The organism is Lactobacillus sp. PV034 (genome assembly GCF_014522305.1).
Taxonomy (GTDB): Bacteria; Bacillota; Bacilli; order Lactobacillales; family Lactobacillaceae; genus Lactobacillus.
In genome coordinates this window covers 593,009-617,640 of the sequence record NZ_CP041982.1, presented here as the reverse complement: position 1 = coordinate 617,640, position 24,632 = coordinate 593,009, and the positions used below count along the sequence as shown (strand labels likewise).

Annotated in this window: 22 protein-coding genes and 2 pseudogenes; 20 read left to right on the top strand and 4 right to left on the bottom strand. The window is 34.3% G+C overall.

From position 1 onward, the window contains the following. The 19 genes and pseudogenes from murG (at position 1) to FP432_RS03045 (ending at position 18,603) form a co-directional block, all read left to right on the top strand. Complete coding sequence (gene murG / locus FP432_RS03135) at positions 1-1,116, top strand: undecaprenyldiphospho-muramoylpentapeptide beta-N-acetylglucosaminyltransferase (RefSeq protein ID WP_265489400.1); 1,116 nt, start codon at positions 1-3, stop codon at positions 1,114-1,116. A gap of 15 nt (positions 1,117-1,131) precedes the next feature. Further along, positions 1,132-1,983: a cell division protein FtsQ/DivIB gene (locus tag FP432_RS03130; protein WP_265489399.1), complete on the top strand. Its 852-nt coding sequence runs from the start codon at positions 1,132-1,134 to the stop codon at positions 1,981-1,983. A gap of 67 nt (positions 1,984-2,050) precedes the next feature. Beyond that, the gene (gene ftsA, locus FP432_RS03125) at positions 2,051-3,424 is read left to right on the top strand and encodes a cell division protein FtsA (protein WP_265489398.1); all 1,374 of its coding nucleotides are present in this window, start codon (positions 2,051-2,053) and stop codon (positions 3,422-3,424) included. Between the two features lie 20 nt (positions 3,425-3,444). After that, positions 3,445-4,773 (top strand): cell division protein FtsZ, encoded by a 1,329-nt coding sequence (ftsZ, locus tag FP432_RS03120; RefSeq protein WP_265489397.1) that lies wholly within the window; start codon positions 3,445-3,447, stop codon positions 4,771-4,773. Positions 4,774-4,787: 14 nt separating this feature from the next. Beyond that, positions 4,788-5,219, top strand: a complete 432-nt coding sequence (locus tag FP432_RS03115; protein WP_265489396.1) for a cell division protein SepF — start codon at positions 4,788-4,790, stop codon at positions 5,217-5,219. Further along, positions 5,219-5,509, top strand: coding sequence for a YggT family protein (locus FP432_RS03110; RefSeq protein ID WP_265489395.1), 291 nt, complete (start codon positions 5,219-5,221; stop codon positions 5,507-5,509). The genes FP432_RS03115 and FP432_RS03110 overlap by 1 nt, the downstream gene beginning before the upstream one ends. A 21-nt stretch (positions 5,510-5,530) precedes the next feature. Continuing rightward, positions 5,531-6,325 carry an RNA-binding protein gene (locus FP432_RS03105; protein WP_265489594.1) on the top strand — a complete coding sequence of 265 codons (795 nt, stop codon included), beginning with the start codon at positions 5,531-5,533 and terminating at the stop codon, positions 6,323-6,325. Positions 6,326-6,329: 4 nt separating this feature from the next. Continuing rightward, the gene (locus FP432_RS03100; RefSeq protein ID WP_265489394.1) at positions 6,330-7,151 is read left to right on the top strand and encodes a DivIVA domain-containing protein; all 822 of its coding nucleotides are present in this window, start codon (positions 6,330-6,332) and stop codon (positions 7,149-7,151) included. A gap of 226 nt (positions 7,152-7,377) precedes the next feature. Then, entirely contained in the window at positions 7,378-10,170 is a 2,793-nt protein-coding gene (gene ileS, locus FP432_RS03095) for an isoleucine--tRNA ligase (protein WP_265489393.1), read from the top strand. Further along, positions 10,170-10,394 (top strand): cold-shock protein, encoded by a 225-nt coding sequence (locus FP432_RS03090; protein WP_265489392.1) that lies wholly within the window; start codon positions 10,170-10,172, stop codon positions 10,392-10,394. The genes ileS and FP432_RS03090 overlap by 1 nt, the downstream gene beginning before the upstream one ends. Next, entirely contained in the window at positions 10,395-10,964 is a 570-nt protein-coding gene (locus FP432_RS03085) for an NUDIX hydrolase (RefSeq protein ID WP_265489391.1), read from the top strand. Then, positions 10,957-11,286 carry a hypothetical protein gene (locus FP432_RS03080; RefSeq protein WP_265489390.1) on the top strand — a complete coding sequence of 110 codons (330 nt, stop codon included), beginning with the start codon at positions 10,957-10,959 and terminating at the stop codon, positions 11,284-11,286. The genes FP432_RS03085 and FP432_RS03080 overlap by 8 nt, the downstream gene beginning before the upstream one ends. A gap of 18 nt (positions 11,287-11,304) precedes the next feature. Beyond that, a complete protein-coding gene (locus FP432_RS03075; RefSeq protein WP_265489389.1) occupies positions 11,305-12,006 on the top strand; it encodes a 5'-methylthioadenosine/adenosylhomocysteine nucleosidase in 702 nt (233 codons plus the stop codon). 39 nt (positions 12,007-12,045) lie between these two features. Beyond that, positions 12,046-13,197, top strand: a complete 1,152-nt coding sequence (locus tag FP432_RS03070; RefSeq protein WP_265489388.1) for a cysteine desulfurase family protein — start codon at positions 12,046-12,048, stop codon at positions 13,195-13,197. A 120-nt stretch (positions 13,198-13,317) separates the two neighbouring features. Next, the gene (locus FP432_RS03065) at positions 13,318-13,653 is read left to right on the top strand and encodes a DUF1831 domain-containing protein (RefSeq protein WP_265489387.1); all 336 of its coding nucleotides are present in this window, start codon (positions 13,318-13,320) and stop codon (positions 13,651-13,653) included. Between the two features lie 21 nt (positions 13,654-13,674). Then, positions 13,675-14,802 (top strand): tRNA 2-thiouridine(34) synthase MnmA, encoded by a 1,128-nt coding sequence (gene mnmA / locus FP432_RS03060; protein WP_265489386.1) that lies wholly within the window; start codon positions 13,675-13,677, stop codon positions 14,800-14,802. Positions 14,803-14,902: 100 nt separating this feature from the next. Continuing rightward, positions 14,903-15,568, top strand: a complete 666-nt coding sequence (locus FP432_RS03055) for a histidine phosphatase family protein (RefSeq protein ID WP_265489385.1) — start codon at positions 14,903-14,905, stop codon at positions 15,566-15,568. After that, positions 15,568-15,810: pseudogene (locus tag FP432_RS03050) on the top strand (tetratricopeptide repeat protein); the annotation flags it as partial. The gene FP432_RS03055 and the pseudogene FP432_RS03050, both read left to right, overlap by 1 nt. A gap of 387 nt (positions 15,811-16,197) precedes the next feature. Continuing rightward, positions 16,198-18,603, top strand: a complete 2,406-nt coding sequence (locus tag FP432_RS03045) for an ATP-dependent RecD-like DNA helicase (RefSeq protein ID WP_265489593.1) — start codon at positions 16,198-16,200, stop codon at positions 18,601-18,603. Between the two features lie 37 nt (positions 18,604-18,640). Here the strand turns inward: FP432_RS03045 and FP432_RS03040 are convergent, their stop codons facing one another. From FP432_RS03040 to def, 4 genes and pseudogenes are all read right to left on the bottom strand, one after another. Next, positions 18,641-19,567 carry a diacylglycerol/lipid kinase family protein gene (locus FP432_RS03040; RefSeq protein ID WP_265489384.1) on the bottom strand — a complete coding sequence of 309 codons (927 nt, stop codon included), beginning with the start codon at positions 19,565-19,567 and terminating at the stop codon, positions 18,641-18,643. 116 nt (positions 19,568-19,683) lie between these two features. Further along, positions 19,684-21,363: pseudogene (gene rnjA, locus FP432_RS03035) on the bottom strand (ribonuclease J1); the annotation flags it as partial. Then, complete coding sequence (locus FP432_RS03030; RefSeq protein ID WP_265489383.1) at positions 21,363-21,587, bottom strand: DNA-dependent RNA polymerase subunit epsilon; 225 nt, start codon at positions 21,585-21,587, stop codon at positions 21,363-21,365. The pseudogene rnjA and the gene FP432_RS03030, both read right to left, overlap by 1 nt. 351 nt (positions 21,588-21,938) lie before the next feature. Then, positions 21,939-22,493 carry a peptide deformylase gene (gene def / locus FP432_RS03025; protein ID WP_265489382.1) on the bottom strand — a complete coding sequence of 185 codons (555 nt, stop codon included), beginning with the start codon at positions 22,491-22,493 and terminating at the stop codon, positions 21,939-21,941. Between the two features lie 256 nt (positions 22,494-22,749). Between def and typA the strand changes: the two genes are divergently transcribed. After that, positions 22,750-24,606 (top strand): translational GTPase TypA, encoded by a 1,857-nt coding sequence (gene typA, locus FP432_RS03020; protein ID WP_265489381.1) that lies wholly within the window; start codon positions 22,750-22,752, stop codon positions 24,604-24,606. The last annotated feature ends 26 nt before the right edge of the window (positions 24,607-24,632 follow it).

Sequence of the window (24,632 nt, the reverse complement as noted above, 5' to 3'; positions counted from 1 at the left end):
ATGAGAATTATATTTTCCGGTGGCGGAACTGGTGGCCACATTTACCCAATTATGGCGTTAATTGAAAGATTAAAAGAACGTAAGCTTGTAACAAATGAAGATATTTTATTTGTTGGAACTGAAAAAGGACTCGAATCAAAAATTGTGCCTGCAGCTGGCGTTCCTTTTAAAACATTAAAAATTCAAGGTTTTGATCGTCATCATTTACTAAAAAATTTTGAGACTATCAAAATGTTTTTAGAAGCTAACAAAGAAGCAAAGAAAATAATAAAGTCTTTTAAGCCTGATATTGTTTTAGGTACAGGTGGATATGTTTCAGGCGCAATTGTGTATACAGCAGCAAAGATGCATATTCCGACAATGATTCATGAGTCTAACTCAGTTGTCGGTTTAGCAAACAAATTTTTAGCTCATTATGTTGACAAAATTTGTTATACTTTTGACGATGCAGCCAGTCAGTTTTCAGAAAAGAAAAAATTAGTAAAAACTGGTAATCCTCGTTCTCAACAAGTTTTAGGTCTAAATAATAAGAAAATTGATATTGCTAAAAAGTGGGACTTGAATCCAAATTTACCTACGGTATTAATTTTTGGTGGCTCTCGAGGTGCCTATGCAATTAATCAAATTGTTCAGAAATCGTTACCAGATTTGGAGAAAAAGCCATATCAGATAATTTGGGCTACGGGCCAATTATATTATGGTAATATCAAAAAAGAACTAGCATCACACCAATTAAATAAGAATATTAAGATTGTGCCATATATTGATAATATGCCAGCTTTGCTACCAGAGATGACCTGTGTCGTAGCACGATCTGGAGCGACTAGTTTAGCTGAATTCACTGCATTAGGAGTACCAGTTATTTTGATTCCTAGCCCTAATGTTACGCATAATCACCAAATGAAAAACGCGCTTGATTTAGAAAAAGCAGGGGCAGCATTAGTCATTGGAGAAAATGATTTAAATCCAAATAGTTTTGTTTCTTCAATTGATCATATTTTATTAGATCAAAAGTATGCCAAAAAAATGAGTAAAGCTTCTAAGCAATTAGGAGTACCGGATGCATCTGATCAAGTAATTAAAGTGATGGAACAATTGACCGAAAATAAGAAGTAAAGAGAGGTGAGGTAGATGCCAAAAAAGAAAATTACAAAAAAAGATCCAAATGAAGAAATATCAGGTTGGATACGATATAAACAAAATGATCAAGCTAATAATAGTAAAAAGAAGGTGTCTGCCTCATTAAATAAGTTACAAGCTGAACGTAGAAAGTCTTTAACTAAAAGATTAGGTATTATCATTGCAATTTGTGTTATTGGAATTTTAAGCCTATCTTATTATGTTTCAGCTAAAGCAAATATAGCTAGTGTCCAGATAAAGGGTGCCAGTGAACTAAATGGCAATGAGGTTGTCAAAGCTAGTGGTATTACAGCGCAGGATAAGGTAATTCCCCTGCTTTTAAAAAATAAAGATTACAGCTTACGCTTACAAAAAAGATTTCCTGAAGTTGAAAGTGTTAGTCTTCACGTGAACCATTTAAATAATCTAGTCTTGAATGTCAAAGAAAAACCAGTAATTGGCTATATTAAAGAGGATAATGGTTATCGAAAAATATTGAATAATGGTAAAGTAGCTAGTCAAATTATTTCTGATAAACAAATAAATCCGGAAAAGCCTTTATTTATAGGGTACAATAAGAGTGTTTCTTTGGTAGATGATTTGGATATTTATGCAAAATTACCTAAATCTATTCAAAAACAAGTTAAAATTATGAGTGGTCGAACTAAACGATCGACGCAGATCATTTTGGTAATGAAAGATAATAATGTAATCATTGGTAATACGACAACCATTAATAATAAGATTAAGTATTATCCAGAGATAAAAAAACAATTAAGTGAACCATCAATTGTAGATTTGGAAATTGGGGCTTTTTCAAGACCATTATCTGCAAGCGAAAAAGCTAAATTAGGAATTAAATGATTACTATACTATTTCGCTTTTGTTATGGTAAAATTTTTAATAACAGTGAATATGTGGGGGCATAATCATGGATAAGACAGGTTTATTAGTTGGATTGGACATTGGAACAACAAGTGTGAAAACTGTTGTTGCAGATACGTCATCAAATGAATTAAGAGTGATTGGCGCTGCAAGTAGTCCAACAAAAGGAATGCGACATGGCAAAATTGTCGATATTGATCAAACTGCAAGCAGTATTTCATCAGCATTAAAAAAGGTCTCTGAAAAGACTAATTCTAAAATTTATCGAGTTGTTACAGGAATTCCTGTTGGAATGCTCAGATTAGATAGTGCTAGTGGCCTGATCAATATCGGTGAAAAAGGACAAGAAGTTGGGGACAATGATGTTAAACGAGTTTTAGCATCTGCAATCAGCTCTGCTGTTATAGAGGGGCAAGAACCAATAGCATTTTTACCAAACAAATTTTTGATTGATGGCAAAACAGACGTGGATGACCCACGAAAAATGATTGCACATTCCTTAGAAGTACATGGAATTTTACTTACGGCTCCGGCTTCAGATTTGCATAATATTCGTAAGGCAATCGAGCGTGCAGGGTATCAGAATAATTTCTTCGTTCCAACACCATTGGCAATTGCAAGTGTTGCTCTTGATGAAGGTGAAAGAACCTTTGGTTCGATTATTCTTGATCTAGGTGGAGGAACGACGACAGCTACTGTCATTCATGAAAACAAAATTAAATATGCGACAATAGATTTAGAAGGCGGGAACGACATTACCAAAGATATTTCAGTTGTTCTTAATACTTCTAAAAAAGAAGCTGAAAAAATTAAGCAAGAGTTTGGTTATGCAGACCCAGAATTAACTTCACCTGATAATCAATTCCCAGTTAATGTTGTAGGTGAAAATGCACCACAAATGATTGATGAAGAATATTTAAGTGAAATTATTAATGCTCGGTTAGAACAAATTTTGACAAGAATTGGTAAAGGCTTGGAAGCTCATGATGCCTTTCGTCTACCTGGTGGCGTAACAATTACTGGAGGAACCAGCATTTTACAAGGAACTGATGATATTGTAAAAGATATTTATGATGTCAAAGCTCGAATTTTTCAGCCTAATCAAATTGGCCTGAGAAATCCTTTATATGCAGCTAGTTTTGGCGTGGTAAAATATGCCTATGATTTAGCTGATATAGATTATTTAGTAAATAGTGTAATTTATAATTCACCTGTTATGGCTGCTGCTGAAACTCAAGAAAATTCTCCAGAAAAGGTGAAATTTTTCAAAAGAGTGCAGTCTAATAGTGAAATAGCTGGAAAAGAAGATTATAATAAAGGTACTGTGGTATCTCAGCAAAAAAAGAATAATGACAGTACCAGAGATAATAAGAAGAATAAAAAAGGACTCGGAGATTTCTTTAAGAAATTTTTCGATTAATTTAAGGGTGGTTAATTTAGATGGATTTTACTTTCGATTCGGATGACAACAAAAATGCAGTCATTAAAGTAATCGGTGTTGGTGGTGCTGGTGGAAACGCTGTTAACCGTATGATAGATGAAGGCGTTCAAGGTGTCTCATTTATCGCTGCTAACACTGATGTTCAAGCATTAAATAGTAACAAAGCTGAAAACAAGATTCAACTTGGACCAAAGTTAACTAGAGGTTTAGGTGCAGGTTCTCATCCTGAAGTAGGTGAAAAAGCTGCCGAAGAAAGTCAACAGACTATTGAAGATTCTCTTAAAGGTGCAGATATGATCTTTATCACTGCCGGAATGGGTGGTGGTACTGGTACAGGTGCGGCACCGGTAATTGCTAAAATTGCAAGAGAAACAGGTGCTTTAACAGTCGGCGTGGTTACACGTCCTTTCACTTTTGAAGGACCAAAGCGTTCTAAAAATGCAACTGAGGGTATTGCACAATTAAAGCAATATGTTGATACTTTGGTCATTATTGCAAATAACCGTTTATTAGAAATGGTTGATAAGAAGACTCCAATGATGGATGCCTTCAAAGAAGCTGATAATGTTTTAAGACAAGGTGTACAAGGTATTTCAGACTTGATTACCTCTACTGATTACGTTAACTTAGACTTTGCTGATGTAAAAACTGTAATGGAAAATCAAGGCGCCGCTTTAATGGGTATTGGTAGAGCAAGTGGTGAAAATAGAACTGTTGAAGCAACTAAATTAGCTATTTCATCACCATTATTGGAAGTTTCCATTGATGGTGCAAAACAAGTTCTTCTTAATATTACTGGAGGACCAGACTTAACATTATTTGAAGCTCAAGATGCCTCAGATATTGTTTCCAAGGCAGCAGGAGATGGAGTAAACATTATTTTTGGTACTTCAATTAACGCTAATTTGGGAGATGAAGTAGTTGTTACGGTTATTGCAACTGGTATTGATGCAGCTGCCGAAGAAGAAGCTTCAAAAGAAACTGGACGCTTAAATCGCCGCAGTAGAATGCAACAAGCTACTTCAGAAAAGCCAACAACAAATACGCAAGTAACTGAAAATGAACAATCTAATAATGTTTCAGTTGCTGAGCAAACTGCGCAAACAGACCATGAAGATCAAGATTCATTGCTTGATCCAACAAGTGTTTGGAAACAAGATAAAAAAGAAGTTAACCGTCCAGATTTGAATCAAGCTGAAATTGAAGAAGAAAAAAATAATTTTGATTCATTTAGTGCGGATACACAAAAAAGTATTTCACAAATAGAAACTAGTACAGACGATGACGATGATGATATTCCGTTCTTTAAACATCGTCGTAAGCGTTAATTAGGAGGAAAATTATGGCATTTGACAAATTAGGAAGATTTTTTGGCATTGCTGAAGATGACGAGATGGATGAAAGTTCATATGTTGAAGAACCTGAAATGAGTGAAGATGATCAACCAATGAAAAACGAAAGACGTACAAATGTTGTTTCAATTAACTCAGTAAATACTCCAACAAGTAAGATTGTTTTATATGAACCACGTGTGTATTCTGATGCAAAAGAAGTTGCTCAAAATCTTTTAAGCAATAAAGCAGTTATTATTAATTTTGCACGTATGGATGATTCACAATCTCGCCGTATTGTAGATTTTATTACTGGAACTGTTTATGCTTTAAATGGTGAAATTCAACGAGTAGGTGACAAAATCTTTTTAGCTACTCCACCTAAGTTTGAAACAGATGGAAAAATCGCTGAATTGGTTGAAAAGAAAGATAACATTGATTAATGTTATTAGCTTGTATGTGGATATTAAGAATCTTAGCTCAGATCCTTTATATCTATAGTATTTTAATAGTAATATATACGTTACTAACATGGATTCCAAGACTACTACAAACTAAAGTTGGACAGATCTTGGCTAGAATTGTTGAACCATATTTACATTGGTTTGAAAGGCTAATTCCGCCCATTGCAGGAATTTCTTTTGCCCCAATTTTAGCTTTGTTAGTTATTTACTTAGTTAATAATTATGTATTAGTATGGATTGCAAATATTTTAATACACATATTTAGATAAAATTAAATAAGGAACTAAATGATAGAAAAGCGACAAGCAAGTAGTTTTTATCAACATTTTGATCCTGAAGAAAGACCGGTAGTTGATTTTTTTACCGGTCTTTTTAATCGGTTTATTTTTACTTCTGAGCCAATATTAACTGACTTTTTAAATCCCCGAGAAAGATATATTTTTAAAAAAATTGTGGGTAATGAAGCTCAAATAGTAGAATTTGGTGGGTATCAAAATGCTGAAAAAAGACGAATTTATCTTTGTGAATGGGAAGAGAACATCAGTCCAGAGATGTTTGAAATCGTACCAATTCAAATAAATTATAATCAAAAATGGAATGAGTTAAGTCATAGTCAAATTTTGGGTGTATTAACGCATTTAGGTGTGGAATTAAGTACTTTTGGCGACATTATTAACAATAATAAGGTTTGGCAATTTTTTGTTAAGGCAGAACTGGCAAATTTTTTTATAGAGAATATTACTAGAATTGGCCGTAGTAAAGTTGATCTTCTTCCTATTTCAAAAAAAGAAATCGTTGAAGTTGCTGATGATAGTGTAGAGGCAACAGCAGTCAGTGTTACTTTAAGATTAGATGCTGTTGTAGCTGCAGTTACGAATTTATCTCGAAGTCAGGTAAAACGGCAGCTTTTGGAGAAAGAAATTAAATTAAATTGGCATGAAACAACGGAATCGAATATAATTGTTAGTGAGGACGATATTTTAAGTATTCGTCATTTTGGGCGAATAAAAATTATTGGAGTAAATACAACTAAAAAAGGAAAATATCGCTTGAATATAAAATTATGGCAATCGAAGAAAAGGTGAAAATATGTCATTAACACCAATGGATATCCACAATAAAGAATTTAATACTAAGATGCGTGGATACGATGAAACAGAAGTTGATAGTTTTTTAGACAGAATTGTTGATGCTTACGGAGATGCATTAGATAAGAACATTGATATAACTAATGAAAATCGTCAATTAAAAAGACAGATTAGCGATTTGAAGCAACAATTAGCAGAATATGATCGAATTAAGGACTCATTAAATAAGTCTTTAATATCAGCACAAGCTAATGCAGAAAAAATTAAGCAAGATGCTCATGAAGAGGCTCGAAAAATTTTAGATGAAGCAAAGACCAATGCTGCTGATAAAACGAAGGATTTACAAGCGCAATATGATACTTTAAACAATGATTATGAATTGTTAAAAGGAAAAGTTGCAAACTTTAGAGATGAGACCCAAAAACTTTTAAAGGATCAACTTAAAGAGTTAGATGATGAAAACTGGCAATATTATTTAGATCAGTATTATGGCCGTACGCGTCTATATCCTGCAGACGGTGGACAGCCAGTTTTACCTGATGAAACTCCTACGGATGAGACTAATCAAAATGAAAGTAATGGCTCAACAGAGTCAAATGTGGCAAATCAAGAAGTTAATGCAGATGCAATTAATATATCTGTTCAATCTCCGGTTGACAATCCTACATCAAATGAAGTAAACTCTGAACAAGGTTTAGATGAGCATCAACCACAAATCTTGAGTGGGGATTCTCCTAGCCATGAAGAAAACGTTACTCAACCTGCTCCAAAGAGAGACCAAGGTCCAACGATCGTTTTCCCCGATGATTATAAAAACCATTAATAATTTTAAGTCGACAGTAAAACAAGTAAGCAGTTTAGCGAGTTAGTGATGGTGCAAGACTAACAAGGCTGAAAGTTGATCAGCTGCCAATAGACTTAATCGTTTTCCTTACGTTACGAGGAATTAAGTGGAACAATTATTTTTTATTGTTCAATTTAGGTGGTACCACGAGGAAAGCTTCGCCCTATTTGGGTGGAGCCTTTTTTATTTTTAGAAAGGAATTAATATGCGAGTAAAAGATACTTTAAATTTAGGCAAAACTAAATTTAAGATGAGAGGAAATCTTCCAGTTCGCGAAGCACAATGGCAAAAGGAATGGGCAGATAATGATATTTATCAAAAGCGTTTAAAGTTAAACGAAGGACACCCTCGTTTTGATTTACATGATGGCCCACCATTTGCTAATGGTAATATCCACATGGGTCACGCTATGAACAAGATTTCTAAAGATATTATTGTTCGGTACAAGGGTATGAAGGGCTTTTATGCGCCATTTGTACCTGGATGGGATACTCATGGGTTACCAGTTGAACAACAGTTGGCTAAAAAGGGTGTTGACCGTAAGACCATGGATCGTGCCAAATATCGTGAATTATGTCGTCAATTTGCCGAAGAACAAGTTCAAAAGCAAAGGGCTGATTTTAAACGTTTAGGTGTAATGGCAGATTGGGATCATCCATATATTACTCTTCAACCAGAGTTTGAAGCACAAGAAATTCGTGTCTTCGGTAAAATGTTTGAAAAGGGCTTGATTTACAAAGGTAAGAAGCCAGTATACTGGTCATGGTCAAGTGAATCAACTTTAGCAGAAGCAGAAGTTGAATATCATGATGTAAAATCTCCTTCCATCTACATTGCTTTCCCAGTTAAAGATGGTAAAGGAATTTTAGATGAAAAGGATACTTACTTTGTAATTTGGACTACTACTCCTTGGACAATTCCTTCTAACCAAGGGATTACTGTTAACCCACAATTTGATTATTCAGTAGTTCAAGTGGGCGATAAGCGCTATGTTGTTGGTACTGATCGTTTAGATGCTGTTGCTGAAGATCTTGGTTGGGAAGATTATAAAGTTGTGCAACATTTAAAGGGAACTGAAATGGATCGCATGGTCGCTAAGCACCCATTATACGATCAAGATAGTTTAGTGATGAATGCAATGCACGTTACATCTGGTGATGGTACCGGATTAGTACATACCGCATCTGGCTTTGGTGAAGATGACTACAATGTAGCTCAAAGATATGGTTTACCAGTCTTTAGTCCAATGGACGCACAAGGTCGTTTTACTGCTGAAATCCCAGATCCCGACCTTGTAGGTATGTTTTATGATGATGCTAATAAGGTAGTTAGTGACAAGCTTGAAAAAGCTGGGGCATTATTGAAGCTTAGTTTCTTTACTCACTCATACCCACATGATTGGCGTACTAAGAAACCAGTGATTTATCGTGCAACTACTCAATGGTTTGCTTCCATTGACAAGATTCGTGATCAAATTCTTAAACAAATTGATGAAACTAAATTTACTCCATCTTGGGGTAAAACACGTCTTCACAATATGATTAAAGATCGTGGTGATTGGGTAATTTCACGTCAACGTGCTTGGGGTGTACCACTTCCAATTTTTTATGCTGAAGATGGAACTCCAATTGTTACTCCAGAAACTATCGAACATATTGCTGAAATCTTTGCTAAGGAAGGTTCCAATGCTTGGTATACTCATACTGCAACAGAATTACTTCCTGAAGGCTTCAAATCAGAACATTCTCCAAATGGTAAATTTACCAAGGAAACTGATATCCTAGACGTTTGGTTTGATTCTGGTTCATCATGGGCTGGTGTGTTAGAAGCACGTAACCTTGGTTATCCTGCAGATCTTTATCTTGAAGGTAGCGACCAATACCGTGGTTGGTTTAACTCAAGCTTGATTACTTCAACTGCTGTTAACGGGCTTTCTCCATATAAGGCTACTTTATCTCAAGGATTTGTGCTTGATGATAAAGGCCACAAGATGTCTAAATCATTAGGAAATGTTATTGCACCTAATGACGTAATTAAGCAAATGGGTGCTGAAATTATCCGTCTTTGGGTAGCAAGTTCAGATACTACTTCTGATGTTGCTGTTTCACAAGATATCTTACGTCAAAGTGCAGAAAGTTACCGTAAGATTAGAAATACTTTCCGTTTTATGCTTGCCAACACTTCAGACTTTGATCCAAAGGCTAATGCCATTGCTTACCCTGATATGGCTGGCGTAGATCAATACATGGAAGTAAAACTTAATAAGTTGCTTGATGAAGTTTATGCTGCTTATGATAAATATGACTTCTTGACTGTTTATAAGAAGATCTTGAGCTTTATCTCTAATGATTTGTCAGCATTTTACCTTGATTTGGCTAAGGATATTCTTTATATTGATCCCGAAAATAGTGAAACACGTCGCTCAATGCAAACAGTCATTTACAATATCCTGGTTAAATTAGCTAAAGTTTTAACTCCGGTATTGCCCCATACTATGGAAGAAATTTGGGGCTTCTTAAAAGAACCTGAAGACTTCATTCAATTAACTAATATGCCTGAAATTGAACACTTTGCTAATGAAGCGGAAATTTTAGCTCGTTGGAATGAATTCATGAAGGTTCGTTCAGATGTCTTAAAGGCATTAGAAGTTGCTCGTAACAATAAAGTAATTGGTAAATCATTTGATGCAGCAGTTACTATTTATCCAACTCAAGCAACCGCTGAATTACTAAAAGAACTTAATGCTAATATTCGTCAAATCTTAATCGTTTCTGATTTAGACATTAAGAGTCCAGATGATGAAGCACCAGCTGATGCCCAAGATTTACCTTCAGGTAAAATTGTGGTGAAACATGCGGAAGGTGAAGTTTGTCCAAGATGTCGTCGCATTACTACAGATATCGGTTCTGATCCTAATTTCCCTAACTTATGTGCACGTTGTGCTAAAATTGTTAGTGAGAATTATCCAGAAGCAGTTGAAGAAGGACTTGATGATTAATGCGAACTGGAACTGTAACACAATTTGATGAAAATGCACCTTATGGATTTATTGAAGACGATTTAACGCATTCGACTTATTTTGCCTTTTATAAATCTATTAAAGAAGATGGCTATAAACGTCTTGAAGTTGGTCAACGTGTTCGTTACCAACTTGCACAAGGTAAAAAGGGGTTGCAATGTATTAATATTTACATTGAACGTGGCCATAAAGAGGAGAATTAAATGGATTTAACTGAGACCGAAATATCAAATAATCCTGTTTTTGAAGGAAAATTAATTGATCTCAAAGTTGAAACGGTTAGTTTACCAAATGGAAAAACTGCTACGCGTGAAGTAGTAAAACATCCCGATGCTAGTGCAGCTATTGCAATTAATAGTGAGAAAAAAATGTTATTGGTCAAGCAGTGGCGTGAACCAATTAAGCAGCTTACTTTAGAAATTCCTGCTGGATTAATTGATCCAACTGATAACTCGCCTTTAGATGCAATGAAGCGTGAACTTAATGAAGAGGGTGGCTATAAAGCTGAATATTGGGAAAAGGTTTCTGAATTTTATCCTTCTCCTGGATTTAGTGACGAAAAGATGTATCTATTTTATTGTGATACGTTAACTAAGTTAGATGAAACAGACAAGCGACCACTTGATGAAGATGAATTTTTAACACAAGAATGGTATAGCTTGGATGAATTAAAGCAATTAATTTCTCAAGGAAAAATTGTTGATGGTAAAACAGTGACCGCAATTATGTTCTGGGAAAATATGTTACTAACTGGACAACAAAATAATGACTGAAAAAAGATCGCAATATCGTAAGGAGCATCAAAAAGATAGTTTATCGCGTTTACTGAAACGAGCAAAAGCGCCATCTCATGATAAAGTAGATGTTAATCTAGAATTTACTCGCTCTTCTCAAGAAGAGAAGAAAGTAAGAACTCCCTTTGTGGAAGATACTAAAGTAAGCGAGCAGAGACTTGCACGTTCTACGCAAAAACAACTAAGTCTGAATGAGGAACGTGAAAATAAAATTAGTCGTTTGAAGAAGCGATTGAATCTTGCGATATTAGTAGTAATTTTATTGTTAATTTTAGTTTTTGTAGCATTATTTAATTTATAAAAAAGAAAGAGAATCAAAATGAAAGTTGCAATTATTGTACCAATGGCTGAAGAAGCCGAATATTATAAGCAACATTTCCATTCTGATGACAAAAAAATGTTCGGATCAACAGAATTCGAACATTTTTCTGTTAGTGGGAATGATGTTTATATTGGATTAAGTGGAATTGGAAAAGTTAATGCAGCCATGAATTTAACTGCTTTATTGGCAAATGAAAATATTGACTTGATCTTTATGACCGGTTCAGCTGGCTCAATGAATAAAGATATTCATCAAAAAGATTTAATCTTGCCCAATAGTTTTACCTATCATGATGCGCATAATACCAAGGCTGGAAATTATGTTGAAGGGCAAATTCCTCAAGAACCAGCTCAGTTTGAACTTAATAGTGAGGCAAGAAGTAATTTCTTAAATTATTTGAAGAATAATAACATTGACTTTAAAGAGGGCTTAATTGTCACAGGAGATAGTTTTATTGCTTCTAATGAGCAAAAAGAAACAATTAAGAAAAACTTTCCAAATGCTTTAGGTGTTGAAATGGAAGGGGCTGCTTTTGCTCAAGTAGCTAGCAAGTTTAACGTTCCTTTAGTTGCTTTACGCGCTATCTCTGATAATGGTGATGAAGGAGCAGATGAAGATTTTGATACCTTTGTCAAAGAAGTCGGCCAAAAAGCAGCTACAATTATTTCTTCCTATTTAGATAAAGAAGTGTTAAATTAGTATTAAACATTCACTTACAAAAAGAAAGAAAGATTAATTTTGACTAAAAACATATATCTCGATAATGCAGCTACTACACCAATGGATCAAAGGGTAGTAGAAGTAATTAGTAAAGAAATGGCTAATGATTTTGGTAATGCTTCAAGTCAACATGCTTTCGGCCGAAAGGCACGTGAAGCAGTTGATCATGCTCGTGATATTCTAGCAAAATCTATCAATGCAAAACCCGGTGATATTATTTTTACATCTGGTGGTTCAGAAAGTAATAATACTGCTATTTTCGGAACGGCTAAAACTCGTAGTGATATTGGAAAAAAGATTATTACTACCAAGATCGAACATCCTTCTGTTTTGAATCCAATGAAACAACTTGAAGAACAAGGCTATCAAGTGGTTTATTTAGATGTTGATCAAAGTGGCCACATCTCATTAGAACAATTAAAGAAAGAATTAACACCTGATACCATTTTGGTTTCTATTATGGCGGTCAATAATGAAGTAGGGTCTATTATGCCTTTGGAAGAAATTGGGGCCCTTGTTGCACCAACAAATGCTTATTTCCACGTTGATAATGTTCAAGGATATGGAAATATTGAAGTAGATGTAAAAAAGATGCACATTGATCTTTTATCCACATCGGCTCATAAGATAAATGGACCAAAGTTTTTGGGCTTTTTATATGAACGTGATGGTTTAAATATCTCTAATTTATTACTTGGTGGCGAACAAGAAAAGAAACGTCGTCCAGGAACAGAGAACGTACCTGCAATTGCTGGTTTTGGTGTAGCAGTTGACGAAGAAAGTAAAATAGATAAAGAGACTTTGCAAACAAAATACGCTCGCTTGCAACAAATTATTTTAGATAATTTGAATGATGCTAAAATTGATTATGCAATAAATGGCGATGTTACGGGAGAAGTTTCTCATCATGTTCTTAATCTTTGGTTGAAAGGAATTAATACTTATTCGGCTTTAACAAATCTTGACTTGGCTGGTTTTGCTGTGTCGGGTGGTTCTGCATGTACTGCAGGCTCACTTACTCCATCTCATGTTTTAACTGCAATGTATGGGGCAGATTCCCCAAGAATTGCTGAATCAATTAGAATTTCATTTGGTCGTTTTACTACTGAAGAAGAAGTAGAGGAATTTAGTAAGGCTTTAATTAAAATGTGTCAGCGATTAAGTAAATAATTTGATAAGTCGTCTAATTAAGAACTTTTAGACGACTTATTTTTGTATAATTAAGTAAATAAATAATTTAACTTGACACTTATTTTAAGTAAGCTAAAATAATAGAGAGAAATGATAGATATGGCAAATACAATAATAATTAACGGTGATACTAGAAAGTTTACAATTGATCCAAATGTTAAACGTTATGCATTGATAGACGTTGGCTTCAAGCAAACTAAACGTGGCAATTTTGTATATGATCGTCCACTATATAATGATTCACCATATAATGCTACTTGTAAGCTAAAAATAACTATTAACGAAGAGATGAATCACCTTACGATGGTTATAACAGATCGAAGTGGATTACAAAAAGTTAATATTTTTAAAAACGAACAGTTAAGTGAAATGGTTAAGCTACTTGATTACACATTAAAGGATCTTGAAGATCATCAAATTATTAAATTGGCCTAAATTTAAAGGAGAAGGATTTAAATGGTAGATAACAGCAAAATCAGAGTTGTTGTAGGTATGAGTGGAGGAGTTGACTCATCAGTTTCAGCACTTTTATTAAAACAACAAGGTTATGATGTTGTTGGTGTCTTCATGAAAAACTGGGATGACACTGATGATTCAGGCGTTTGTACAGCAACTGAAGACTTTGAAGATGTAAAAAAGGTTGCGGATAAAATTGGTATTCCATATTATGCCATTAATTTTGAAAAAGAATACTGGGAAAGAGTATTTGAGTACTTTTTAGGAGAATACAAAAAAGGTAGAACTCCAAATCCTGATATCATGTGTAATAAAGAAATTAAATTTAAGTCATTCTTAGATTTTGCAATGAGCTTAGATGCAGATTATATTGCTATGGGACACTATGCTAAGACAAGTACGGATCAAAACGGACTTGTTCATATGATGCGTCCAAAGGATGGTAATAAGGATCAAACATATTTCTTGAGTCAATTATCACAAGATCAGCTTAAGAAGGTAATCTTTCCACTAGCTGATTTAACTAAGCCACAAGTGCGTGAGATTGCTAAAGAAGCTGGTTTAATTACTGCTAATAAGAAGGATTCAACTGGAATTTGTTTTATTGGTGAAAGAAACTTTAAGAAGTTTTTGAGCGAATTTTTACCTGCTAAGGCTGGGGAAATGGTTACCCCTGATGGTAAAGTTGTTGGTGAGCATGCGGGCTTGATGTACTACACTATTGGTCAAAGATCAGGACTTGGTTTGGGTTCTACTAAGGAATCAACTGCTCCTTGGTTTGTAGTTGGTAAAGATTTAGAAAATAATCGTTTAATTGTAGAACAAGGCTATGACAGTAATTTACTTTACTCAACTAGTTTAGATGGAAGTGAAGTATCTTTCTTTACAGGGATGCCAACTGAAGATTTAACTGTCAAATGTACTGCTAAGTTCAGATATCGTCAAGCTGATGTGGGTGTTACTATGCATTATAATGCTGCTAAGAATACTGTTCATGTTGATTTTGATGAACCTGCACGTGCAGTTACTCCAGGACAAGAAATCGTCTTTTATCAAGGTGATGAATGTTTAGGTAGTGCGACAATTGATAAGGCATATCAAAACGAAAAGCAATTACAATTAGTATAAAAAGAGGCCAATATTACTTGGCCTCTTTTTTTAAGTTCTCTTGTAAAACAATAGTAAAAATCATTATAATTATTAATATAATGATGGGAGATTCGTATTTATGAAGTTATATTTTGTTAGACACGGGAAGACACAATGGAACTTAGAGGGACGTTATCAAGGGGGAGGAGGGAACTCTCCATTACTCCCAAGTAGTTATGAAGATATAGAAAAATTGGCTGAATATTTAAAGAAAAAGCAAGTTAAATTTCAAGCATTTTATGCTAGTCCGCTTGAAAGGGCAGTTACAACAGCTAAAACTCTAAAAAAGGACATGGGCATACAAGTGCCGGTAATAGAAGATAGACGGCTTAAAGAGTTCAATTTAGGCGAATTAGAAGGGATGAAATTTGTTGATGCTGAAGCAAAATATCCTGATCAAATTCATGCATTTCGCTTTGAACCAAAAGATTATGACTCATCAGCATTTAATGGTGAAACGTTTGAACATATGATTAAACGTGGCAAGGAGTTAATCGAAGATATTGTCAAAAAATATCCCAAAGCTGATGATAATGTTTTATTAGTGAGTCATGGGGCAGCTCTCTGTGCTTTAACGCGTACGTTAGAAGGGTATGAGATACCTGATATTAGAAAGCGTGGAGGTTTGACTAATACAAGCTTAACCGTACTTGAAACAGATGATGGTGGAAAGACATTCCAAGAAAAATTATGGAATGAAACTTCATATTTAGATCGAAAAATTACAAGTAGGGATACTATTTAATGGATAAGAATATTGATAAACTTTTCAACAATAATGAGAAAGACCAGGCTTTCCATTTATTAGTAAAAAAAATTGATCAAGATCCAAAAGATATTGAAAATTATCTTCAATTATCAACTTACTTGATAGAGGAAAATTCAATTGATCAAGCTTTGGAGCTTTTGCAAAAAGCTCAAGGAATTGTAGCAGATCCAGAAAAATTAACATACAATTTAGCAATTTGTTACTATCTTTCAGGTGACTTTGAAAGGGCTTTAGCACTTATCGATACCTTACCTAATGATGATGAAACTTTATATCAAAAAGCTTTAATTTTTATGAAGTTAGGCCAATTTCAAAAGGCTTTGGCATATGCTTTAACAATTAAACAAATAGATAACCGAGTTTTAGAATTGTTAGGAGATATTTGGCTAAGCTTAGGTGAATTAACGACGGCACAAAAGCAATTTGAGCTAATTCCTAAGAAACAGCGATCTGCTAAAGTTAACTTTTTGTTAGGATTAACAATATTTGATCATGATCGTGATCAAGCACAGAAATATTTTGAGTTAGCAAAAAGATTGATCCAATCTATTTTAAACAGGCGCAAAATCAGTATGCTGCTCTGGTCAAACTGCTTAGGGGAAAAAATGAGTGAAACAGAACTAACTGGCAGATTAAATAATATTGTTTTTGAAAATGATCAAGATCTTTTTAAAATAATAGATATTGATCTTATTAGCCAATTACCAAATTATGAGCAAGAAAGTATCCGGGTAACAGGAAATTTTGGAGAACTTCAGTTGGGATCGACGTATAAATTTAAAGGAGAACTCATAGTTCACCCAAAATTTGGACCTCAATTTAAAGCATCAAGTTATGAACAACTGCTTCCCCATGAAGAAGACAGTCTAACAAAGTATCTAAGTTCCGATCAATTTCCAGGTATTGGGAAAAAAACTGCTGAAAAAATTGTTACAACATTGGGGACCAATGTATTGGATACTCTTAAAGATAATCCTCATCAGATAGATAATTTAAATTTGACTCCTAAACAAAGAGATAGTCTTTTATCCGGTGTTAATAAAATGGATTCTTTATCTGAAGTAGTTTTAAAACTTGCAAAATTTGGTATTAAAAAGAATGTAGCAACTTTAATTTATAAAAATTATCATGGTCAAGCATTAGAAAAAATTCAGGCTGATCCTTATGATTTAATCAGTGAAATTCGCGGTTATGCGTTCAAAACTGCTGACGAAATTGGAGTGGATTTGGGAATTGAACCATATGATACACGTAGAATTAAAGGTGCAATATTTCAAATTTTACAAAGTGCATTAGCTTCACAGGGAGATACTTTTGTAAAACTTGCTGATTTATTAACTAAAGCTAGTGAATTATTATCTATTAATGAATATGATCCAATTGCTACTACTCTTAATGAACTTCAAAAGCAGGGAAAAGTAGTTGTTGATGATGATAGCGCAGCCTTACAAAATATCTTTCAGGTAGAACAAGATATAGCTCAAGAATTGAAGCGCATAGTAAATACGCGTCCGAAAACTAAACAATTTTCTGATCAAGAAATTTCTTCAGCGATTAAGAAAGCTGAAAAATCTTTAAAAATAAAATATGATGAAACTCAAAAAATAGCAATAAAAAATGCTATTCAAAATCCTGTTACTATTCTTACAGGTGGTCCCGGTACTGGAAAAACTACAATTATTAATGGAATTATCTTATGTCTACAAGAACTAGCCCAAATTCCTTCAGCGAGTATTTACAGTGATGACCCACCAATTTTATTAGCTGCTCCAACTGGTAGGGCAGCTAAAAGAATGAGTGAGATCACTGGAATTAATGCCAAAACAGTACATCGGTTATTAGGATTAGGGATTGGTGAAAATGATGATACTGAGTTAAACGAATTAAACGGCGACATGTTGATTGTAGATGAAATGTCGATGGTTGATATGTTTCTTTTTCGTCTACTAGTTAAAAGTATTGATTCAACTAAGCACATCGTTTTTGTGGGAGATCAAAATCAGTTACCATCAGTTGGAGCCGGAAATATTTATCATGATTTGATTGCTTCTCGAGCATTTCCTACTACCCAGTTAAATACTATTCATCGTCAAGGAGAAGATTCTTCAATTATTAAATTGGCTCATGCTATCAATGAAGATCAAAAACTAGCTGAGAAAATAATTTTTGGGAAAACTGCTAATTATTCTTTTATCCCTTGTAAGCCTAATTTAGTTGGCCCCGCAATTGAGCAAATTGTTGATTATGCACTTAAGAAGGGGTTTAAAAAGGATGAAATTCAGGTTTTAGGTGCGATGTATAATGGGATTGGCGGAATTAACCATCTTAATGATTTAATTCAAGATATTATTAACCCTGCAACCGAGGATATGAATAAAAGAAAAGAATTAAAAGCTCATAATGAGGTCTTTCATATTGGAGATCGCATCCTCCAATTACAAAATAATCCTGAAAAAGATATCTATAATGGTCAAATCGGAAAAGTAATAGGGATTGATGAAGAGAAGAACAAAGAGTGTCTTGTCGCGAATTTTGACGGAAGAGAAGTAAAATTTGATAGTAAAGATTTACTTGATATAACGCGTGCATATGCCATTACTGTGCATAAGTCACAGGGGTCAGAATTCCCCTTAGTTATCTTAAATTTGACGATGCAAAATTATATGATGTTACGAAGAAATTTTTTATATACCGCTATTACACGTGCGTCCAAGAATTTGGTGATGGTAGGTGAAAAAAGGGCGTATGAAATGGCGCTAAGAACACCTGGAAATAATCGTCAAACTGGACTAACTAAAAAGATTCAAAAGATTCAAAAGATTCTTGAAATTGAGCTAACTAATTCAATAAAAACTAATTTAGAATTAAAATCAGATACTCAATTGAAGGATGGTTCTCAAATTGAAGATAAAGAAAAGATAAGCAATTCAGAAAAAATATTAACGCCAGAATTAATTTATTCAGGAAAAATTGATCCGATGATTGGAATGGAAAACATAAAATTAGGTTAAAAAAAGCCATTGAGTATTATATTACTCAATGGCTTTTTTAATGTAATAAATTAAATTTATCTATATGGAATAATAAATCAAAATTTTTACTACCTAATTCCTCACCGTCTAATTGTCCATATTCTAGATCTTTTGTACTTACTTCTAATTCTTTTGCACCATAATAGTGAAAATTAGGGTCTTTTATTTGTTTTTTGGTAATGATCATTTTGCTAAAAAGATAGATAAATTTTAAAAGAGAAGGTTTTTCTACGATTACGACATCTAATAAATGATTAGTAGGGCTTGCCTTAGGTAAGATTGGGACTCCACCGCCAAAAAACGGATGGTTAGTTGTAGTAACAAGATACGCATTATTAAAAGAATGAACTTCATCATTAACTTTAATTGTGACGGGAAAACCTGGCTGGTTGAGCACCGCCTTAAAAACGTTAAGACCATAAGAAAAATGGCCCCAGCGTTTTTTAGAATTTGAATTATTGGTTTCTGCTACCACATATGCATCCAATCCAATCCCTAAGTTATTAATGAAATATCCTTCATGTTGGTTATTCACATTAAAATAATAACCACAATCAATTTCAGTTACTTCAGGATTGGTACACAATTTATTAATTAGTGCTTCAGGCGAAGATTGTAAATTAAGCGCACGCGCAAAGTCGTCGCCTGTACCAGATGGTAAATAAGCAAGCGGTGTAGAGGGGAAGTCTGATTGTTTAATGCCATTTAAAACTTGATTTAAAGTTCCATCGCCACCGATTACTATAAGATAAGTATTCGGATCATTTTGGAGCTCATTTGCTAATTGCCGTGCAGCTTTAATGAGATAACGTGGATATTTTGAGAGAATTGTCTCATATTCGATATTTTGCTGCTCTAAGATTTTCGTAACTTTGCGATAAGAAAAGGTACCACGATCTGCACCTGATTTTAGATTAACTAATAGATAAAATTTTTTACTCATAAGTATATGTTCTAAAAAATAAAAACCCTTGATGGGTTTTTACTTTAATCGTTTTTTATTGGATTTTGGTCTTGTTCTTTTTTCTTACCTTTTTTGTAAGTTTTTTCGTTTCTATTTTTATCAATAATCATTGGTAAAATCATTGGACGTCGTTCAGTGCGAGAATAGAGAAAATCTTGTAAATTCTCAATAATCGTCTTCTTTAATTCACGTTCATCTGGTTTGGATTTCTTTGCCATTTCTCCTCTTAAGATATGGTAAACATGCTTTTGGGCAGCACTAATTAAATCTGTAGATTCACGCATATAGACAAAACCACGGCTGAGAATATCTGGACCAGCTAAAACACGTTGGTGTTCATAGTCTACCGTTGCTACCACAACTACGAGACCTTCTTCAGCTAAGATTTGACGATCTCGGACAACAACATTACCAACATCATCAGATCCAGAAGTATCGACGTAAACATCTGGAATGTTGATATGACCTGCTAATCTTGAAGAGTCTCTGGTTAAGGCTAAAACATCTCCGTTCTTTAATACAAAAGTATGATCAGCTGGCATACCTGTTTCTTGGGCAGTTTGGGTATGAACTACTTGCATCCGATATTCACCGTGAACAGGGACGAAGAACTTAGGTTTCATTAATTCAACTAACATTTTTTGTTCTTCTTGTCCGGCATGTCCAGAAGTATGCACATTATGAATCTTTCCATGAACCACCTTTGCACCAGCTTCAGTTAACTTATTAATTAAATGGTTAACACTGGTAGTATTTCCTGGGATAGGGTTAGATGAAAAAATCACTGTATCATTTGGTTGTAAAGAAATCTGACGGTGTGTACCGTTAGCAATTCTTGAAAGAGCAGCTAGTGGCTCTCCTTGTGACCCAGTACATAAAATCATTACCTTTTCAGGAGGAAGTTTATTTATTTCACTGGCATCTACAATTGTACCGTCTGGAATAGTTAAGTAGCCTAAATCAATACCGTTTTGAACTCCGTTTTCCATTGAGCGGCCAAAGATGGCTACCTTTCTACCAGTATCAATTGCAGCTTGAATAGCAGTTGATACACGATAAAGGTTAGAAGCAAAAGTAGCAAAAATTATCCGGCCATCAATACCAGTAATAATGTTATGGAGTGATTGTGCAACAAATCTTTCTGACTTTGTAAAGGTAGGAACTTCTGCATTTGTAGAATCAGAAAGTAGGGCAAGTACACCTTCCTCACCAATTTTAGCCATTTTTTGGAAGTTTGGTGCTGGTTGATTCATAACTGGTGTAAGATCAAATTTCCAATCTCCAGTAAAAACTACGGCTCCTTCTGGAGTATGAACAGTAATTCCAAGTGTATCGGGAATTGAGTGAGTAGTTCTAAAGAAGGAAACAGAAAGTTTAGGAAACTTTAATACTGTATCTTCGAGTTCTTCATGGAGTTCAGTAGTTTTTAAAAGACCATGTTCTTCAAGTTTGCCTCTAATTAATGCCAAAGCAAAAGGTGGGGCATAGACCGGAATTTCAGGGATTTTCTTTAATAAGAATGGAATTCCCCCGATGTGGTCTTCATGTCCGTGACTAATAACTAAAGCTTTAATTTTATGACGATTCTTAACTAAGTAAGAGTAGTCAGAGATTACATAGTTAATTCCCATTTCATCATCTTCAGGGAATTTGATACCGCAATCCATGATGATGATTTCATCTTGGAATTCAACGCAGTACATGTTACGGCCGATTTCGCCTAAACCCCCAATAGCGTAAACGCCGACTTCATTATTTTTTAATTTGACAGCCATTAATCCTTAGATTCAATAGTTGTAAGCTTAAATTCTGGATTTTGCTTTTCATAAGCAAGGGAATTACCAGTTAGTTCTTGGATGAGTTCAATATTATAGGGGGTGTTATCCTCAACCAATTTTCTTGCTTCAACTAAATTATCTGCTTCAAGATAAAGAGTTTGAGTTGTTTCTCTTCTTGGATTAACGATCTGGTCTTTTTGGTATAAAACTTTATAGATCATTTGTTAAATCTCCTTATATATAAAACGTTCAAATGTGAGTCAAAACTAAATATTTGACTCAATAGCTATTAAAATTTTACCATAAATTATAATGTAAGTATATAAGATGAATTTGTAATATCTATTAATATATAATTGACAAATTATAAAATTATAAGTATTATTATTAATGTAGATGAGTGGTTATCATCTACATTAGGAGTATCTTCATTCTTCTTAAGTAACATGGGAGTGCTAGCGTGGTGCTAGCACTTTTTTTGCGAAAAAGCCTTACAATAATTTATATAAACATGTTGACAAAAAGACCAGGAACTCGTGATGTGTTCCTGGTCTTTTTATAGTATTGAAATTTTAGGAAATTACAATAGTATCTTCGTCCATTGAAAATGGATTTTCTTTATTTATACGATCATAAAACAAATGACCATTAAGGTGATCAATTTCATGAGAAGCCACAATTGCAGGATAATCTTTTAGACGAATGGTTTTTTCTTCACCGTCAACAGTATAATAATGAATTTTTAATTTGTCTGGTCGAGGTACGTACCCTTCAATGTCTTCGTCAACACTTAAACAACCTTCTCCTTCAGCAATGCAAGCTTGTCTAACAGATTCAGAAAGAATCTTAGGGTTTACAAAAACTTCTTTAAAGATAATTTCGCCTTCGTTATTTGGAACTAATAATGCAGCCATTTGAATACTACGACCAACTTGGGGAGCAGCTAAACCAACTCCAGCTCGTAATTGATGCTTTTCTGCAATTTTTGGATCTTGTGAGTTGACAAGGTATTCCATCATTTCCTCAGCAAATTTTTTGTCTTCATCGGAAAGGGGAAAAGTTAGTGGCTTAGCTACCTTTCTCAAAACGGGATCGCCATCGCGAACAATATCATGCATTAAGATCAAAATAATTCTCTCCTTAACTTAAGAATATATAATATAAAACTATATTGAAATAGAAATTTAATTAACAAACTTATAACAGTTTATAACATTTTTAATGATTATTGAAGTATTATCTACCTTTAAATCGTAGACCTTATTGACGTTGCTCCAATATTTTGTTAAAATCTTCAACTGAAACTATACAGATGATAAAGCTTCAACAAACTGCAATTTTATTTTTGCATAGAAGGGCTGTGACTGGAGTCACAGTTTTTTTATGAAATTCAGGGAGGAATTTCTTTTGGCAACAAGAGACGATGTAAGAAATATTGCGATTATTGCGCACGTTGACCACGGTAAAACTACTTTAGTTAACCAATTATTAAAGCAATCCGATACTTTACCAGAGCATATGAATCTTGAAGATCGTGCAATGGACTCAAATGATATTGAACGTGAACGTGGTATTACTATTTTATCTAAGAATACTGCGGTTAAATACGGCGATACTACTATTAATATCTTGGATACGCCAGGACACGCCGACTTTGGTGGTGAAGTAGAGCGTATCATGCACATGGTAGATGGTGCACTTTTATTAGTTGATGCTTATGAAGGTACCATGCCTCAAACACGTTTCGTGTTAAAGAAGGCCTTAGAAGCTGGAGTTAAGCCAGTTGTTGTAATTAATAAGATTGATCGTCCAGGTGCGCGTCCACAAGAAGTGTTAGATGAAGTTCTTGAATTATTCATCGAATTAGGAGCAACTGATGAACAACTTGATTTCCCAGTTGTTTATGCTAGTGCATTGAATGGTACTTCTTCATATGATTCTGATCCAAGTAAACAAGAAGAAACTATGGATCCAATCTTTGATACCATTATTAAGAGTATTCCTGCACCAGAAGATACTGCTGATCAACCATTGCAATTCCAAATTACTATGCTTGATTGGGATGACTATGTTGGTCGTATCGGTGTAGGTCGCGTTTTCCGAGGAACTGTTAAAGTTGGTGACAACGTTACAGTTATGAAACGTGATGGTTCAACTCAAAACTTTAGAGTAACTAAATTATTTGGTTACTTCGGTTTGAAGCGTAATGAAATTAAAGAAGCTAAGGCTGGCGATATCATTGCTATTTCAGGTATTAATGATATTTATGTTGGTGAAACTATTGCATCAGCAGATAAACCAGAAGCTTTACCACTTCTTAATATTGATCCACCTACTTTACAAATGGACTTTGTTGCTAACGATTCACCATTTGCTGGTCGAGAAGGTGATCAAGTTACACCTAAGAAACTTGAAGATCGTTTAATTCGTGAAACTCGTACTGATGTTTCCTTAAAAGTTGAACCTACTGATAGAACTAACGCTTGGACTGTTTCTGGTCGTGGAGAACTTCACCTTTCAATTTTAGTTGAAGAATTACGTCGTGAAGGATTTGAATTACAACTTTCACGTCCTAAAGTAATTTATCGTGAAATTGATGGTGTAATGAGTGAACCATATGAAACTGTTCAAGTTGATACACCAGATGAATATGTAGGTTCTGTTATTGATTCTCTTTCACAAAGAAAAGGTGAAATGAAGAATATGGAATCAACTGGTAATGGTCAAACTAGATTAGAATTTTTAGTTCCATCTCGTGGTTTGATTGGTTACAACAACGAATTTATGTCTCAAACAGCTGGTTATGGTATTATGAACCATACTTTTGAAAAGTATGCTCCAGTAATTAAGAATTGGGAACCAGGCCGTCGTAATGGTGCTTTAGTTTCGATTAACCAGGGTCAATCAACTACTTACTCACTTCAATCAGTTGAACAACGTGGTGAATTGTTCCTTGGAGCTGGTGTTGAAGTTTATGAAGGTATGATTGTGGGTCAATCATCTCGTGAACGTGATATTGCCGTAAACGTCACTAAAGGTAAGAACTTAACTAACACTCGTGCTTCTGGTAAGGACCACTCAGCTTCTATTAAGACTCCTAAGAAGTTAACTTTGGAAGAATCTCTTGAATTCTTAAATGAAGATGAATATTGTGAAGTTACTCCACAAAGTGTTCGTTTACGTAAGAAGATTTTAAACACCAATGAAAGAAAGAAAGCCGACAAGAAACGCGGTAAGTAATTTAAAGATAATCTTGAAAGACAAGG

Excerpts from the sequence above, each read along its gene's own strand:
- FP432_RS03055 (WP_265489385.1), top strand. The coding sequence starts at position 14,903 with ATGAAGTTATATTTTGTTAGACACGGGAAGACACAATGGAACTTAGAG.
- FP432_RS03065 (WP_265489387.1), top strand. The coding sequence starts at position 13,318 with ATGGCAAATACAATAATAATTAACGGTGATACTAGAAAGTTTACAATT.
- mnmA (WP_265489386.1), top strand. The coding sequence starts at position 13,675 with ATGGTAGATAACAGCAAAATCAGAGTTGTTGTAGGTATGAGTGGAGGA.
- FP432_RS03075 (WP_265489389.1), top strand. The coding sequence starts at position 11,305 with ATGAAAGTTGCAATTATTGTACCAATGGCTGAAGAAGCCGAATATTAT.
- ftsZ (WP_265489397.1), top strand. The coding sequence starts at position 3,445 with ATGGATTTTACTTTCGATTCGGATGACAACAAAAATGCAGTCATTAAA.
- FP432_RS03040 (WP_265489384.1), bottom strand. The coding sequence starts at position 19,567 with ATGAGTAAAAAATTTTATCTATTAGTTAATCTAAAATCAGGTGCAGAT.
- FP432_RS03100 (WP_265489394.1), top strand. The coding sequence starts at position 6,330 with ATGTCATTAACACCAATGGATATCCACAATAAAGAATTTAATACTAAG.
- ileS (WP_265489393.1), top strand. The coding sequence starts at position 7,378 with ATGCGAGTAAAAGATACTTTAAATTTAGGCAAAACTAAATTTAAGATG.
- FP432_RS03045 (WP_265489593.1), top strand. The coding sequence starts at position 16,198 with ATGAGTGAAACAGAACTAACTGGCAGATTAAATAATATTGTTTTTGAA.
- murG (WP_265489400.1), top strand. The coding sequence starts at position 1 with ATGAGAATTATATTTTCCGGTGGCGGAACTGGTGGCCACATTTACCCA.
- FP432_RS03115 (WP_265489396.1), top strand. The coding sequence starts at position 4,788 with ATGGCATTTGACAAATTAGGAAGATTTTTTGGCATTGCTGAAGATGAC.
- FP432_RS03080 (WP_265489390.1), top strand. The coding sequence starts at position 10,957 with ATGACTGAAAAAAGATCGCAATATCGTAAGGAGCATCAAAAAGATAGT.
- FP432_RS03090 (WP_265489392.1), top strand. The coding sequence starts at position 10,170 with ATGCGAACTGGAACTGTAACACAATTTGATGAAAATGCACCTTATGGA.
- typA (WP_265489381.1), top strand. The coding sequence starts at position 22,750 with ATGAAATTCAGGGAGGAATTTCTTTTGGCAACAAGAGACGATGTAAGA.
- FP432_RS03130 (WP_265489399.1), top strand. The coding sequence starts at position 1,132 with ATGCCAAAAAAGAAAATTACAAAAAAAGATCCAAATGAAGAAATATCA.
- FP432_RS03110 (WP_265489395.1), top strand. The coding sequence starts at position 5,219 with ATGTTATTAGCTTGTATGTGGATATTAAGAATCTTAGCTCAGATCCTT.
- FP432_RS03085 (WP_265489391.1), top strand. The coding sequence starts at position 10,395 with ATGGATTTAACTGAGACCGAAATATCAAATAATCCTGTTTTTGAAGGA.
- FP432_RS03030 (WP_265489383.1), bottom strand. The coding sequence starts at position 21,587 with ATGATCTATAAAGTTTTATACCAAAAAGACCAGATCGTTAATCCAAGA.
- ftsA (WP_265489398.1), top strand. The coding sequence starts at position 2,051 with ATGGATAAGACAGGTTTATTAGTTGGATTGGACATTGGAACAACAAGT.